Annotated in this window: 10 protein-coding genes; 4 read left to right on the forward strand and 6 right to left on the reverse strand. The window is 46.0% G+C overall.

The window, feature by feature from the left end; all coding sequences use genetic code 11:
* Positions 1 to 36: 36 nt before the first annotated feature.
* The 3 genes from ACED42_RS10000 to ACED42_RS10010 form a co-directional block, all read right to left on the reverse strand.
* Positions 37 to 2,586 carry an RND family transporter gene (locus tag ACED42_RS10000; RefSeq protein ID WP_371702419.1) on the reverse strand — a complete coding sequence of 850 codons (2,550 nt, stop codon included), beginning with the start codon at positions 2,584 to 2,586 and terminating at the stop codon, positions 37 to 39.
* 120 nt (positions 2,587 to 2,706) lie between these two features.
* Positions 2,707 to 3,492: a TetR/AcrR family transcriptional regulator gene (locus ACED42_RS10005; RefSeq protein WP_371702420.1), complete on the reverse strand. Its 786-nt coding sequence runs from the start codon at positions 3,490 to 3,492 to the stop codon at positions 2,707 to 2,709.
* 223 nt (positions 3,493 to 3,715) lie between these two features.
* Positions 3,716 to 3,898, reverse strand: a complete 183-nt coding sequence (locus tag ACED42_RS10010) for a hypothetical protein (protein ID WP_371702422.1) — start codon at positions 3,896 to 3,898, stop codon at positions 3,716 to 3,718.
* A 207-nt stretch (positions 3,899 to 4,105) separates the two neighbouring features.
* Between ACED42_RS10010 and ACED42_RS10015 the strand changes: the two genes are divergently transcribed.
* Both ACED42_RS10015 and ACED42_RS10020 read left to right on the forward strand, forming a co-directional pair.
* Complete coding sequence (locus ACED42_RS10015; protein WP_371702423.1) at positions 4,106 to 4,897, forward strand: hypothetical protein; 792 nt, start codon at positions 4,106 to 4,108, stop codon at positions 4,895 to 4,897.
* The gene (locus ACED42_RS10020; protein ID WP_102249803.1) at positions 4,818 to 5,594 is read left to right on the forward strand and encodes a hypothetical protein; all 777 of its coding nucleotides are present in this window, start codon (positions 4,818 to 4,820) and stop codon (positions 5,592 to 5,594) included. The genes ACED42_RS10015 and ACED42_RS10020 overlap by 80 nt, the downstream gene beginning before the upstream one ends.
* 191 nt (positions 5,595 to 5,785) lie before the next feature.
* Here ACED42_RS10020 and ACED42_RS10025 read toward each other — a convergent pair whose 3' ends face one another.
* The 3 genes from ACED42_RS10025 to ACED42_RS10035 form a co-directional block, all read right to left on the reverse strand.
* On the reverse strand, positions 5,786 to 6,280 hold the full coding sequence (locus ACED42_RS10025; RefSeq protein ID WP_009847008.1) for an outer membrane beta-barrel protein: 495 nt from the start codon (positions 6,278 to 6,280) through the stop codon (positions 5,786 to 5,788).
* A gap of 143 nt (positions 6,281 to 6,423) precedes the next feature.
* A complete protein-coding gene (hrpA, locus tag ACED42_RS10030; RefSeq protein ID WP_371702425.1) occupies positions 6,424 to 10,506 on the reverse strand; it encodes an ATP-dependent RNA helicase HrpA in 4,083 nt (1,360 codons plus the stop codon).
* 227 nt (positions 10,507 to 10,733) lie between these two features.
* Positions 10,734 to 12,047 (reverse strand): MipA/OmpV family protein, encoded by a 1,314-nt coding sequence (locus tag ACED42_RS10035; RefSeq protein WP_371702427.1) that lies wholly within the window; start codon positions 12,045 to 12,047, stop codon positions 10,734 to 10,736.
* An 81-nt stretch (positions 12,048 to 12,128) separates the two neighbouring features.
* On the opposite strand from ACED42_RS10035, the gene ACED42_RS10040 reads away from it, so the two are divergent.
* Positions 12,129 to 12,614: a hypothetical protein gene (locus tag ACED42_RS10040; RefSeq protein ID WP_371702428.1), complete on the forward strand. Its 486-nt coding sequence runs from the start codon at positions 12,129 to 12,131 to the stop codon at positions 12,612 to 12,614.
* Positions 12,615 to 12,638: 24 nt separating this feature from the next.
* The gene (locus tag ACED42_RS10045) at positions 12,639 to 14,666 is read left to right on the forward strand and encodes an alkaline phosphatase family protein (RefSeq protein ID WP_371702430.1); all 2,028 of its coding nucleotides are present in this window, start codon (positions 12,639 to 12,641) and stop codon (positions 14,664 to 14,666) included.
* The last annotated feature ends 122 nt before the right edge of the window (positions 14,667 to 14,788 follow it).

The following is a 14,788-nucleotide window of genomic DNA, read 5'->3' on the forward strand; positions in this document are numbered from 1 at the left end:
CCTTGAGTCAGCCCACCGCAGCAGGCTGACGATTCCTTATTTAGTCGATGTAGTCAGTTCGCCAACTGGGCTAGATTGCGTTGTTCTAGATAACTCGGTATTAGAAGGCTTTGATTCGTGCTGAGGTTTATCTGAATAGTGAGTCTGTTTATCGAAGATCATCAGCAAGCTAGGTAGCAAGATGAAGTCGACTACTAGCGCAATGAAAATCACAATCGCGCTGAGTAAGCCCATGTCGGAGTTGAGTCTGAAGCTCGACATCGCCAGTACAGAGAAACCCGCCACAAGCACGACCGTGGTGATCCACAGTGCGCGACCAACGGTGTGGAACGCGTAACGCACCGCTTCTTCTGCTGATTTCCCTTCCATTCTGGCGCGTTGGTATTTACTCAAGAAGTGCACCGCATCATCGACAACGATACCCAACGTGAGCGTGACCACGACTGACAAACCTAGGTTGATTTCACCTGAGATAAGCGCCCATAAACCAAAGCCGATAATTGCCGGGGCAATGTTTGGCACTAGGCTGATGATGCCTAAGCGAACCGAGCGCAGTGCGAAGATCATCAAGCCAGAGATAAGCACTAAGGTAATAGGCAGAGTTGATAGCATGCTCGCCATGTTGGTTTCGCCAATGTGAGCAAACATCAGTGATGGGCTCGATGCGACCACTTCATATTGCGGCGCATTAGCCGCAAACCATGAGTAGATGCGCTCTTCGAGTTCAACCAATTCCACACTGCCTAGGTTGTCCACCGTCAGCACCATTTTGATCGATGATTTATCGACGTTGATTTGGTTGTTCAAGTCCAAACCGTATGGCAGAGACATTTCGTAAAGCAGTAAGTATTGCGCGGCGAGTTCACGGTTAAGTGGCAGTTGGTAGTAACTGTCGTCATCGCCATGCATGTTCTTATTCAAACGCATGTAAACATCGGAAAGCGTGGCCACGTGGTCGGTTTCTGGTTGGACGCGTAGCCAATCGGTAAAGTCACCAATCGCTTGCAAGAACACAGAATCAGCTATCGCTTGAGACTCGTTGGTTTTCACCGCAATACTGATGGTCGTCATGCCGCTTACTGTCTCTTCCATGAAGTCAGCTGCTTGTCTAAATTCGCTTGAGGTATCGAAATACTTCACCGATTCATCGTTCACTTTATTCAATGGAATTAACGCGGCTGCGCCAACAATCACTAAGGTAGAAATCGGCAGCAGTGCTTTGCGGTTAGCAACGACAAAATCACCGAGCTTATCCATGAAAGTGACTTTGCTTTCTGCTGCCCCTTTTCCTTGCGTAGATAAGCTGGCTGGTAGAGTTTTAACTGGCAAGAGCTTTAACAACGCAGGAAGCATAGTCACAGAGAGGAAACACGCGATGATCACGCCCAATGCCGACAAGTTACCGAAGTCTCGCAATACCGGAGAATCCGACATGTTCATCATCAAGAAACCAATCGCAGTAGTCACTGAGGTGATCAGAATCGGCATCGCATTAAGCTTAATGCTGTATTGAATGGCTTGTGCTTTCTCCATCCCGCGTTGCATGGCTTGTCTCATGGTCACAATCACGTGAACACAATCAGCAACGGCAAGGGTTAGTACTAAGGTTGGAACGTTGACCGTTGCGGTGCTGAGGAACATCCCTGCCCAGCCAGACAAACCCATGGTCGCAACAATCGAAGAGATAATCACAACTAAGATAGCCACCACGCTAAAGAACGAGCGCAACATAAAGGTCAGGAACACCAATACCACCAACAGCATTAACGGCACGAGCGTTGAGCTGTCTTCTTGAGCCGACATCATAAAGGCGTTGTTCATGGCAATGATGCCCGCTTTGTGGAACTCGACGCTCGGGTAATCGGCTTGGTACTTGGCGATCATAGTATTGATAGCCGCGATCACTTCTTGCACTTCGGCGGTTTTATCCACTTCAGGCAATTGCACGGTGACGTTAACAATGGTCACGTCACCAGAGGCTGACACTAATGCGTTTTTAAGCAGTGGCTCGTTGAGGGCGATCTGTTTAACTTTGGCAATTCGCTCGGGCGTGTGCTCGTATTCTTCATACAGCAGAGCTTCGACCAAGAGGTCGTCTTCAACCGCTTCGGTATGCTGATAATTAGCAAGCGAATCGACACGGCTTGAGTACGGGATCTGCCACGCGTCAACCGTGAGGTTTTGAATTAAGGTGAGGGTTTCAGGGGTGAAGACATTGCCGCCTTCAGGCGCGACGACAATCGCGAGGTTGTCGGTTTTCGCAAAGGTGGTTTGGATTTCGTCGAACGCCATCAACTGTTTGTTGGTGCCTTCGAAGAAGATGTTGTAGTCCCCTCTAAAGTAAAGGTTCTTAGCCCCTAGTGCAGAGAGAATGATGATTGAAAAAACCACCAGCAGAACGATAAACGAACGCTTGGTCGGTATTGAGTGCCAACTGTTATTTAGATCCCCGTTTACGCTATCAACATTACGGTTATCTCGATTTTGCTGCTCGAAAGCTGGCTTCTGGCTGTCATGTTCCATCACAGTCTCCATTTGTGACGATTCGTCATAGTTGTGTCTTAAAAAGCCAGCCGGAGCTGACAAAAGACACAATTCTTAGTCATACACTCAAGAAAACCAAAACCACACTAGGCAAACTTAAGTTTATGACGAATCGTCACTAATGGTTATTAATAAACCCACACGAGTGGGCTTAATGGAAGCTTATCGACCTACTGACTCTAGGTAAGCGACTTCTTCACTGAACAGTTCTTGTTCTACACGGCGCCAGGTTTTGCGGTAATCCCAATCGCTAGAAAGGGGCTGCCAATTTAGGCCGTCTAGTAGCATGTTCGCGTTGTGTAATACTGAATACGGGTCTTGTAACCGCTTAATACAATGACTGTTTGATGCGTTCTGTGACAAGGCATTTGAACCAAATGCGATTGACCAGTTAGCAAACACGATGGCATCTGAACCCACACCAGAAGAGAACTTAAGGTCACCGGCTTCTACTGCTAGGTTTACCATTGAATCGGCTTGTTCAATCACCAACTCTTCCAGTTCATTCATCTCGGTTACACGTGCACTAGACGCTTTCTCTAGTACCCACGGGCTTTTCGCCATGATCGCACAGGTTGATAGTACCGGTTCCATGCGAGCATAGATTCGGTAAGCAACGTGCAGTGCGACAATCTTTTCACGTGTGTTGCCTTCAAACTCTCCAGAACGAGCAAACATCAATGCCTCGGTCTTTAAAGAGTGAATACACAAGGCTAAAACCACGTCTTCTTTGCTGCAAAAGTGATTGTATATCGTACCTTTAGAATAAGAACTTGCTGCCGTTAGCCTATCCATCGTGAGGTTTCCGAACCCTTGTTCTCGAACCAGATCTTTTGCTAACAACATCAATTCTACTTCTCGGTCTGCTATAGACTGCTGCTTTTTAGACAACACGCCTTTGCAACCAAAGATACCTTGTTTATCGCCTTTACAACCAAAGCCAAACATAATTTCTCAGTCCGTATTTGAGCTTAGCTATCATCTAAGCTTCGCCAGTATTTAAAACGCTCCTATCCAATATATTAACACGAATAGTAAATTCATGTAGTTAACCATTTTGTGACGCTTCGTCATTTATGACTTATCGTCATAATAGCGCAAATATTGATCACATCAAGGTGTTTCATAAAATTAAATTCACGTTATGAATGGATGTGAAAACCATCAATAATCACATCGCGTTACTCACCAGCCTGCCGTCATTAACTGGCATAGCATCAGTAACCAACATAAGATCAATAACCAACGCAGCATCACTAACCAACGCAACATCACTAACCAACGCAGGAAGAAGCGCCTTAGTTTGGCGAAACCAATACAAGCCCATTACGCTGTCTTCATCTAAATAGAGCATGATGGTTTAGGACAGTCAGCTATTCGAGCCGAATGGAGGGGTACGTAAACCACGAGAATGAGTGAGTTCAGGTTCACTTTTTGGTGCAGACCTCTCCTTATGGTTAATATTTGGCTTACTAATGCCGTTTTCTACTAAGTTGCTATAAATTAGGTAAGGGGTGACTTACAATAGTGACAACGACTTACCTTTTTTGAGAACACGATATTGAGCGCCAAATATTCTTATTTAGCTTGGCAAGTGAATACTTCTAGCCCAGCAGAAAAGCTTGTTTTATTGATGCTTGCAGACGGTGCTGACGAATTCGGCTACACCAATGTGTGCTTACAAACAGCAGGTCAACTTTGTGCTCTCTCTACGTTTGGTTTAGCCGACTGCCTTAAGTGTTTAGTCGACCAAGGTTTTCTCGATAAGGTAAAAGTAGATTATCGAGATCAAAAAGAGATTCACGTTTTCAAAATGCTCATTGAGCAAGAGCAAGCTACGGCGCACATTGAGGTTCAACCGACCAACAGTATTCCTGTCTACTCTACGGCACCTGCACCTGCACCTGCACCTGCACCTGCACCTGCACCCAAGTTTCAGCCTGCTCCGGCACCGATGCAACACATGCAGCATGCCCCTCGCCCACAAGGCCGAGGCTCAATGAACAGCAACACCGTCTCTACTCATGATCTCAACGAAGAAGAGATACCATCATGGGCAGAACGTGCGTTTAAATTCTCCGGTTTGACCGGTGACCATAGTTTAGTATGGAAGAAATTTGTCCTCTGGTATAAAGCCAAAGCCAATGAATTAATGCCACTATCTCGGATTGAATCCAAGCTGCAGTACTGGCTAGTTAACGAGAAGCAAAATGAAAGACAACAACAGCAGAAGACCTCTCAATATTCAGGAAATGCAGGACAAGCTCAAGGAAATGGGTATAGACAAAAGCTTAGCCCATCTGAACGCTTCAGGCAGCAGCTCATTCAAAAAGGCAAAAAGCCAACCTTCTGAGCCAGCTTCACCTGTTGTTCCTGACTCTACAGGCTCAATAATACCTGAAGTTATTGAAGCACAGAGCACTGAAGTAGCGACACCCAATGCTGCTAGCACGGGTTCGTCTCAACAAGTGCCTGTTGTTGACCAAGATCCAGCAGAATTAGAGCTGACCGATTGGTGTATCCATGTGTTCGGTTCTTTCTTGAGCGTGTACGAAACTCAGTGGGAATACCAATACGGTAGTGAACCAAGCGGTAAGTTTCTTGAGTTTGCCCACTCTGTTGACTCAGACGGCCTTAACCGCGTGCTAATGCACTGTCATGAACGTATTCAACTTGGCAATAGTTGGCCGCCGCAAATGGGTGAGCTTTGGATTCTAAAGGATTCATTAACAGAAGAAGAGCTGCTTGATAGCCGCATTCGTGTGTTGTCACGCACAGCTGTTAACAACATTGAAAAGTGGCTTATCCAAAACAAGCTGTACGACTTGAAACGCACCGCTGAAAACAAGCTTGATGGCCTGTTTAAGAAGTACTATTTGGAAGCAAAACGTTTAGATGAGAAAGGCATGCTAGAAACTGAATTACCGCAGTTCCTCCTTGCTGCTAACTCCGTAAAGAACCTAAACGATTTAAAACGTGAAGAGTACGAAAGCCAACACGGCAAAGCGATTAACCCAAGAATTCAGAAAATTCTAAACAGTAAAAAGTAGCCTTCTACGGTCTACGGTCTACGGTCTACGGTCTACGGTCTACGGTCTACGGTCTACGGTCAGAAAATACCGTCAAGATTACCCGGTCAATAGATACAAAAATGCCAGCTATCAAGCTGGCATTTTTTATGAGCTTTATTAACCCATCAAACAATTATCCGACCGCTTTTTACGATCGCCTTACTGACTAATTACAGTAGGTGGATAGTTGCGTTTAGAGAGAAAACGCCTGAGTCGTCATCTTTCATGTTGAAGTTTTGGTAGCTAGCGCCTACAGATAGTGGGCCAAAGATGAAGTATTCTGCGCCTACACCGTACATGATATCAACTTCGTCTTGCTTGAAGCCGTTCGCTTTAAGCTCGTAAGAGTGAAGACCACCCTTCGCGTATACGTGAAGAGGACCAAAGTCGATGCTTGGTTTGATTGCTAGGTAAGTTGTGCTTGCGTCTAGTTTAGTCAGTGTTTGGTTGCCGTATTTAACACTGTCGAAAGAACCTAGATCCCAGTAACCCGCTTCAACACCAATAAATGGAAGGATGCCCGTACCCACGTGGATACCCATCGCTGTCTCTTCTTGATTACCTAATGAGTTTTGACCACCCATTGCGCCGCCGTACAACCAAGAATCAGCCATCGCTGTTGAAGATGCACCTAGCAGTGCTAGAGCCAATAACGTTTTTTTCATATTCGACCTTTTTCGTCCTGTTGGCAGGCCTTGCGTGGTAATGAATTGCCACCAAGTCGCCCTGTATGTAATAACTATTCAATTAGTAATGCAATAAGCAAGATTTATACCCAAACCTTGCCACTGCGTCTAGCTTTATTCGTTTAGCAAGCATCAATCGCGTTTTTAACACGCTTATCTGATACTGGGTAAGGTGTACCGAGTTGCTGTGCGAAGAAGCTTACACGAAGCTCTTCTATCATCCAACGCACCTCTTTTACATTTTCTGGAACCGCGATCCCTTTTGGAATTTTATTCAGCAGCTCTTTGTAATCATTCATTACAGAGTCCACTTTGATCATATGAAGGCGATCTTTATTCGGGTCAATCGGCAGTTTTTCCATTCGGCGCTCTATCGCTTTCATATAGCGTAGAATATCCGGCAAGCGTTTCCAGCCGCATTCTGTGGCAAACCCCTTAAAAATCAAACCTTCTATTTGAGCTTTAATGTCTGAAAGCGCAAATGCCATTGAAAGATCGACACGCCCTTTCAGCTTCTTACTGATGGCGAATGCCGTGGTTAAGATGGTTTCAACCTGTTGAGCAATCTCAACAACTGTGTCATCCAACTCCGCACGTACGTGTTCTTTTAGAGCTTCAAACTGCTCTGGCTCCCAAACTATGCCGCCCTTCTGCTCAATCAGCTTATCAATACCACAAGCGATACAGTCATCGATAAGATCGAGCACCTGTCCGTATGGGTTGAAGTACAAACCGAGCTTAGATTTGTTCGGTAAATTCGAGTGCAAGTATTTGATCGGCGATGGTACGTTCAACAGAATTAAACGACGCTGACCCGATTTCATTGCAGTGATCTGCTCTTGTTCTGTTTCGAACAATTTGATCTCTACGCTGTCTTTGGTGTCCACCAGTGCTGGGAAGGCTTTAACATCATAGCCACCACGTTTCTGTTGGTAGACTTTTGGTAACTCACCAAAGCTCCACGTATGCAGGTTTTGCTGCTCGATGTCATCGTCTGCCACTTTAGAAAGTGTTTCTTGAACCTTGTCTTTCAGGCTTTCTTTCAACTCATGCAGGTCTTTCTGCTCTTTCAGTTTGCGCTTGCGATGATCCACAGCACGGAATGTTACCTTTAAGTGCTCTGGAATCTGGTCTAACTTCCAGTCATCACGTACCACTTCTACACCTGTCATGCGGCGTAGCTCTTTCTCAAGGGAATCCAACAACGGTGCTTCAAGTGGTGTCACACGAGCCAAGAACGCATCAGCGTAGTTTGGCGCAGGCACAAAGTTACGGCGTAGCGTTTTTGGTAGTGACTTAATTAGGCTAATCACCAGTTCCTGACGTAGGCCTGGGATCTGCCAATCAAAACCGTTCTGGTCTATTTGGTTCAAGATAGGCAGCGGAATGTGTACCGTTACACCATCGTTGTCATCGCCCGGCTCAAATTGGTAGCTCAGCTTCAGCTTGATACCGTTTTGGTGCCAGAAGTTCGGGTAATCCAAATCAGTAACGTGGCTTGCATCACCGCGGAACAGCATCGACTTTTCGAAGTTAAGCAGCTCTGGTGTTTTCTGGCTGGTTTGCTTCCACCATGTATCGAAGTGACGGCCTGAAACCGCCTCTTCGCCAACACGTTGGTCATAAAAGTCGAACAGTTCATCATCGTCGATCAAGATGTCACGACGACGCGATTTATGTTCTAGCTCTTCTACTTCTTGCAGTAGCTTGCGGTTCTGTTTGAAGAAGGCATGTTTTGTTTCCCACTCTCCCTCTACCAATGCGCTGCGTACAAACAACTCACGGCTGACGGTTGCGTCAATCGCACCATAGTTCACTAAACGTTTCGGGATGATTGGGATTCCGTAAAGCATCACTTTTTCGTGTGCCATTACTGCCGCTTGCTTCTTCGACCAATGTGGTTCGCTGTAGCTGCGCTTAATCAGGTGTTTCGCTAATGGTTCAATCCATTCAGGCTGAATCTTCGCGATAACACGACCCCAAAGTTTTGAGGTTTCCACCAGCTCAGCAGACATGATCCACTTAGGCTGTTTCTTAAATAGGCCTGACGCAGGGAAGATATGGAAGCGTGCGTTACGAGCACCTTGATATTCATTCTTCTCTTGGTCTTTCATACCGATGTGCGAAAGCAAACCTGATAGCAGTGACATGTGAATGCCATCGTAGCTGCCCGGCTCTGTATTCAGCTTGGTATCTAATTCACGCATCGCTTGGTGAATTTGGAAGTACACATCTTGCCATTCACGGATACGTAAATAGTTCAGGTAATCTTGCTTACACTGTTTGCGGAACTGGTTACTCGACAGCGCTTTTTGTTGCTGCTTAACGTAATCCCATAGGTTCACAAACGTGATGAAATCTGACTCTTTATCAAAGAAGCGTTTGTGCTTATCGTCAGACGATTGTTGCTTGTCTGATGGACGCTCACGCGGATCTTGAATCGACAATGCAGAAGCAATCACCATCACTTCGTGCAAACAGCGGTTGCTTGGCGCTTCAATCACCATACGTGCTAAACGTGGATCGATAGGTAGCTTAGCGAGCTTACGACCAATCGCGGTTAGCTTCTTCTTGTCATCGCCATGGTTCTTATTTTTATTCGCAGACGGTTCAACGGTCGCAATCGCACCCAACTCTTCAAGCAGCCTTACACCATCTTGAATATTGCGCTTATCTGGCGCTTCAACAAATGGGAATGCTTGAATGTCGCCTAGGCCTAGCGCTGTCATCTGAAGGATAACCGATGCTAGGTTAGTACGAAGAATCTCAGGGTCAGTAAACTCTGGGCGTGATTCGAAATCTTCCTCAGAATACAGACGAATACAGATACCTTCAGCAACACGACCACAACGACCTTTACGCTGGTTCGCACTCGCTTGAGACACTGGCTCGATCGGTAGGCGTTGTACTTTAGTACGGTAGCTGTATCGGCTGATACGCGCCGTACCCGGGTCGATGACATACTTGATGCCCGGAACCGTTAACGAGGTTTCTGCCACGTTGGTCGCCAGAACGATGCGTCGACCAGTATGAGACTGGAAGATACGGTTCTGTTCACCCGCCGATAGACGTGCATAAAGCGGAACAATTTCGGTATCACGCAAGTTACGTTTACTTAAAGAGTCGGCAGTATCGCGAATCTCACGCTCACCGTTCATGAAGATCAAGATATCGCCTTGGCCTTCATCACACAGCTCATCCACCGCTTCAAAGATACCTTCGATTTGATCGCGGTCTGAATCACTGTCATCACCACCTAGTGGGCGGTAACGCGTATCTACTGGGTAAGTACGGCCTGACACTTCAATGATCGGCGCGTTGTTAAAGTGCTTCGAGAAACGCTCAGGATCGATAGTCGCCGACGTGATAATCACTTTCAAGTCAGGACGCTTTGGTAGAAGCTCTCTCAAGTAACCCATGATGAAGTCGATGTTCAGGCTACGTTCGTGCGCTTCATCGATAATGATGGTGTCGTACTGGCTTAAGAAACGGTCGTGTTGAATTTCCGCCAGTAGAATACCGTCGGTCATCAATTTGATTTGGGTGTTTTCAGAAATTTGGTCGTTGAATCGAACCTTGTAACCAACGAATTCACCCAACTGCGTTTCCATCTCTTCCGCAATACGGTTTGCAACCGAACGCGCCGCAAGACGACGAGGCTGAGTATGACCAATTAGGCCAAAACGACCTCGGCCAAGCTCAGAACAGATCTTGGGTAACTGAGTAGTTTTTCCCGAACCCGTTTCACCCGCCACGATAACCACTTGGTTTTCAGCAATGGCTTTCGCAATATCATCGCGCTTTTGGCTTACTGGGAGAATCTCTGGGTATTCGATGGTTGGTTTCTGCGCAGCACGCTGAGTTGCCGTCATCATTGACTTGGCAATATCTAACGCAATCTCATCGAAGACAGCGTGCTTAGATTGTTCGTTCTTGATTTTACTCGCGCCAGTAATTCGCTTACTCAAACGGAAGCGATCACGCATCATACATTCGTGGAGCGCTTTACGAAGAGATACTGGGCTATTCTGAGATGATTTTGTCTTTGTCGCTGATTGTTCAGCTTTTTTGGTATTTGATTGTTCAGCATTTAATTGTTTAGCAGGTCGGTTCGATGCAGGCTTATTTGATTTCGCTTCGTTCTGTGGAGAACTTGGCTGTGCTGCATTCTTGTTGTTATCTGCTTTTTCCGGAGACGAAGTCAAAGCGTGTCCTATTCTTGTACTTATTAAACTCGCGCGATTATATCACAAGTCTCAAACAAAAAAGCCTGACAACAAAGGGAAAACCTTTTGCTATCAGGCTGATTAGTCACTCTCACGTTAGTAAAAGCGATGGAAGCGTGACGAACGCAAACCGAATGTTTCAAAAATCACAGTTAAAAACTAAACGCTAAAAACGCCTGTTATAAACTGCCTGCTAAAAACCGCGCTTAAAACTCGTACTGTAGATAAACCGTATTGTAGTTACTGCCGCCTTTGATTCGACCAAACTGAGAGGCGTTTTCAAAAATAGCAGAACGGTGATGCAACGAATAGCCGAACCATAAGTTGTTCAGGTCATTCTTACTCATTAAGTCACCTACGTTTACATCGACCGAAAAGTCGAGGTAATTAAGCAAATGGCTCCCGTTATAACCTTTCTCTTTCATCTCTTTCGCTTCGATGTAAGTCAGCGAATCGATGTAAGACATACCTTCTGCCACACCAACACGCCATTGAGTTGGCCAGTCGAAAGTGTAATACGCTTTGATAGCGACAATGTATTCAGTGCTGCTTGACTGAACATCTGAATTCCAGTGATGCGCGATACCCGGTGTTAAGTAGATGTCCAATGGGAAACCGAAGATCTCATCGGTTAACGGGTGGCCATAGAAGAAGGAGGTCAACTGGTTGTTGTATTCGTCTTTCTCCCTGTTGAATTTCATGATGTCGCCAATATTCGATGGCGTCGCCCAGCCGTGTGCAACACGTAAATACGGCGCATTGCTCAGCTTAGGTTTTGGCGCTTTGGTTTTATCATTGAAAAAGCCAAAACCAAGGTAAAGTTCGCCTTGATAACGGTCTTCGACAATCGACGAATCGTAAGCGTTGTCATCCAGTCGAGTCACACTGGTTGAACCCAATAAGTATAAGTTCGAAACCACATGGTAACGCGCTTCTACACCGACATTCAGGTCCACACCTGCGCCGATGGTTTCATTGGCTGCTGAGTAATACTCGCTGTTGAAATCCGCACTTTTATAGCGCAGTGTCGCACGCGGAGTGAACTCCCAGTCTCCGGTTTCATACTTAGCTTTCGCACGTAAGTTACCGTGAAAATTGAATTCACTGTCGCTCATTAACTCCGTTTCGACAGACCAAGGCCCATCAAGTTGGTAAGTCAGTTGAGCACCAAAGTCCGCCGTATCACCTTCAATTTCATTCTGCTCAGAAGCAGGGATATCAATAAAGCGCATGCGAGAGATAGCATTAAGAGACCATTTCTCGTCATCGGGTTGATAAAGGTAAGCACCCATCTCAGTTCCATCAATGAACACATAGTCGTTCTTGAAAAATAGCATTGGAACAAAAGAGCTAACCGTTTGGTCGCCACCTGACGTGTCGTAAGGAATACTTGCCGTACGAAACATTGCAGCGATGCCCCACTCTTGCTCTTCAGCGGCCCACGCATTCGCACTTAGGAAAACGCTACTGACGAAAACAACGCCCGACGAAGCGAGAGTCGGTAAATATTTGAGCTTCATTCTTATGTAATTACTCTTTGTAATAAATTTTGTGTTACTGAATAGACATTTATTAGCCATAACGGCTAACTAATTTTAGGTTTGAGCGGCATTGACCGTTACAATGTAGAATATTCTCGGTTAAATGAAAGCATTGTGAAAGTCTCCGAATTACAAAACATTATAGATCACTTACCCAAAGATTCCGATCCGGATATTGTTATTGGTGAGGCATGGTTGCCCGAGCGTTTGGTGAATACCAACCTAGACGGCGACATGCTATTTCTTGAGTTCGATAATGCCCCTGAAGACAATCAAGGGGATGAAGAAGGCCGTGGTTTTGTTGAACACGAAATTGCTATGATTCGTGAAAAACTGGAGCAAGTGTTAGACGACACATCCGATACCAAGACCAAAGCCGATGCCCTATTGGCAATATTTCTAATGGGTCATGAACTTTCTAGCTCGGAAGTTATCGAACTCCTTGAAACAGATGGTTCTGAAACACCTGAGTCTGAAATGATCGCGCCTGACATAATAGAGCCTGAAACGAACAAGCTCGAAACAAAACAACGCCACGACGACTAGCCACCAACGATTTTAGGTACCGTATTGAAACCCTCTACGACATCATCTCTTCCCCTGTTACTCGCCGGACCCATTTTAAGAAAAACGACTGCAACTGAAGTCGTACTTTGGTTAGCCACCAGCTCGCCTCTGACAGGCAGAGCCGAACTGTATACTCAAGAAATAGACGATTCTGAAGCAGCACAAGACCAGCCGTTTTATACCTCATCGCTTGAAGATCATGATTCGATTCAAATCGGTACACATGCGTGGGTAACGCTCATCCGCTTACAAGGCGAATTCCCGACGAATACACCTCTAGAGTATGACGTTCACACAGAGTCAGGCTCATTAAAAGAGCTTGCCCCTCACCTTGTTTACAACGGTAAATCTCGCGTTGAGTTTAAGATATCTACCTCGGCTGATTACATTCTTCATGGCTCTTGCCGTAATCCACATCATCCAAGCAAAGACAGCCTAGTCGCAGCCGATAACAAGATGGCCGTTCAAACCGTCGCCGAAAGACCCGATATGCTGATGATGAGCGGCGATCAGATCTACGCTGACCATGTGGCAGGCCCAACACTTGATGCTATTCAGCAAGTGATTCAATTGCTTGGCCTAGTGGGAGAGAGCTTACCGACTGACTCGCAAGTTAACCGAATCAACAGCAGTGACGCCTTATTTGAGAGCGAATATCACTTATATCAACGTGATAAGTACTTGCCACACCACACCACTTCAGAATCCATGCTCGATAAGTTCTTCCCGAATCGTGGCGTACCGATTTTTAGCTCTACCGATTGTGAAAACCACTTGGTCACGCTGTCTGAGTTTATCGCGATGTACCTGTTAGTTTGGTCACCGACACTGTGGCAGTGTGTCAATCGAGAGCGCTTAATTGAGAATAACTTCACTCAAGGTGGACGCCAATTAACACCGACTGAGCAGCAACAGTGGCGTGATGAAAGCGTCATCATGGATGATTTCATTGCTGGCTTACCGCAAGTACAACGTCTGTTCGCACATATCCCTACGTACATGATCTTTGATGATCACGATGTGACCGATGATTGGAACCTTACCGTGGGTTGGGAACATGCCGTAGACCAAAACCAGTTCGCAACTCAAGTCATTGGTAACGGCCTTGCGGCCTACTGGATGTGTCAGGGCTGGGGTAATAAACCGGAGAGCTTCGACGAGACATTCATCGAGCAAGCAAAACAGCTTTTTGTCGATCAACCGCGCGTTCTTAAACAAACGCATGACGTTGAACAAACGAACAGTGAAACCGGCGATGCCGCGACTACTCACTCTGTTAGCGACATCGAGCCAAACAAGCATCGAGCCTTCATTGAGATGTTGAGTCGCTTTGAGGAGTGGCATTACACAATAGATACTTCACCCAAAGTCATTGTGTTGGATACCCGAACCCGTCGCTGGCGTTCGGAATCTCGTATGAATAAACCTTCAGGTTTGATGGACTGGGATGCCTTGATTGAATTTCAACATCAATTGATGCATCAAGATAAAGTCGTGATCGTTTCAGCTGCACCGATGTTTGGCGTTAAGTTCATTGAAACACTACAAAAAATGGCGACAACAATTGGTAAGCCATTGGTGATTGACGCTGAAAACTGGATGGCACATCCGGGCAGTGCCAATACGCTGATCAGTATCTTTACCCATACCAAAACACCGACCAATTTCGTGGTGCTTTCGGGCGATGTTCACTACTCCTTTGCTTACGATATCAAGCTTAGATACCGCCGAAATAGCCCGAACATTTATCAAATCACCTGTAGTGGCATTAAAAATCAATTCCCAGCGCCGCTGCTTAAATTCTGTGATGTGTGGGACAGACTATTGTATAGCCCGCGCTCGATTCTGAACTATTTCACCAAGCGAAAGCGCTTAAAGATCGAGAAGCGGAGCCCAGACAATCAAACCTTCTATCGCCTTTCAAACCGCAGTGCGATTGGTGAGTTAAGGCTAGATGAGGATGGTAAACCACTGTCGATCACAACACTTAGTGGTGACGGTAAAACCACCCGCTTTCCTGAACCTTACTAGGGCGTGTTGACCTTTCGAGCTAATTTTTGCAGCGAGTTGCTGGGTATTTATACAAGGCAGAGGCTTCGATGTGTAGCTAGCCTACATGAGAAGCCGATAACGTAGTAGAAATGACCAGCAAA

Origin of the sequence: Vibrio sp. FF145, from assembly GCF_041439075.1 — a bacterium.
In the GTDB taxonomy this organism is placed as follows: Bacteria; Pseudomonadota; Gammaproteobacteria; order Enterobacterales; family Vibrionaceae; genus Vibrio; species Vibrio tasmaniensis_A.

Coding starts and splice junctions, on each gene's coding strand:
- ACED42_RS10020 (WP_102249803.1), top strand. CDS start 4,818: ATGGGTATAGACAAAAGCTTAGCCCATCTGAACGCTTCAGGCAGCAGC.
- ACED42_RS10025 (WP_009847008.1), bottom strand. CDS start 6,280: ATGAAAAAAACGTTATTGGCTCTAGCACTGCTAGGTGCATCTTCAACA.
- ACED42_RS10035 (WP_371702427.1), bottom strand. CDS start 12,047: ATGAAGCTCAAATATTTACCGACTCTCGCTTCGTCGGGCGTTGTTTTC.
- ACED42_RS10010 (WP_371702422.1), bottom strand. CDS start 3,898: ATGCTCTATTTAGATGAAGACAGCGTAATGGGCTTGTATTGGTTTCGC.
- ACED42_RS10005 (WP_371702420.1), bottom strand. CDS start 3,492: ATGTTTGGCTTTGGTTGTAAAGGCGATAAACAAGGTATCTTTGGTTGC.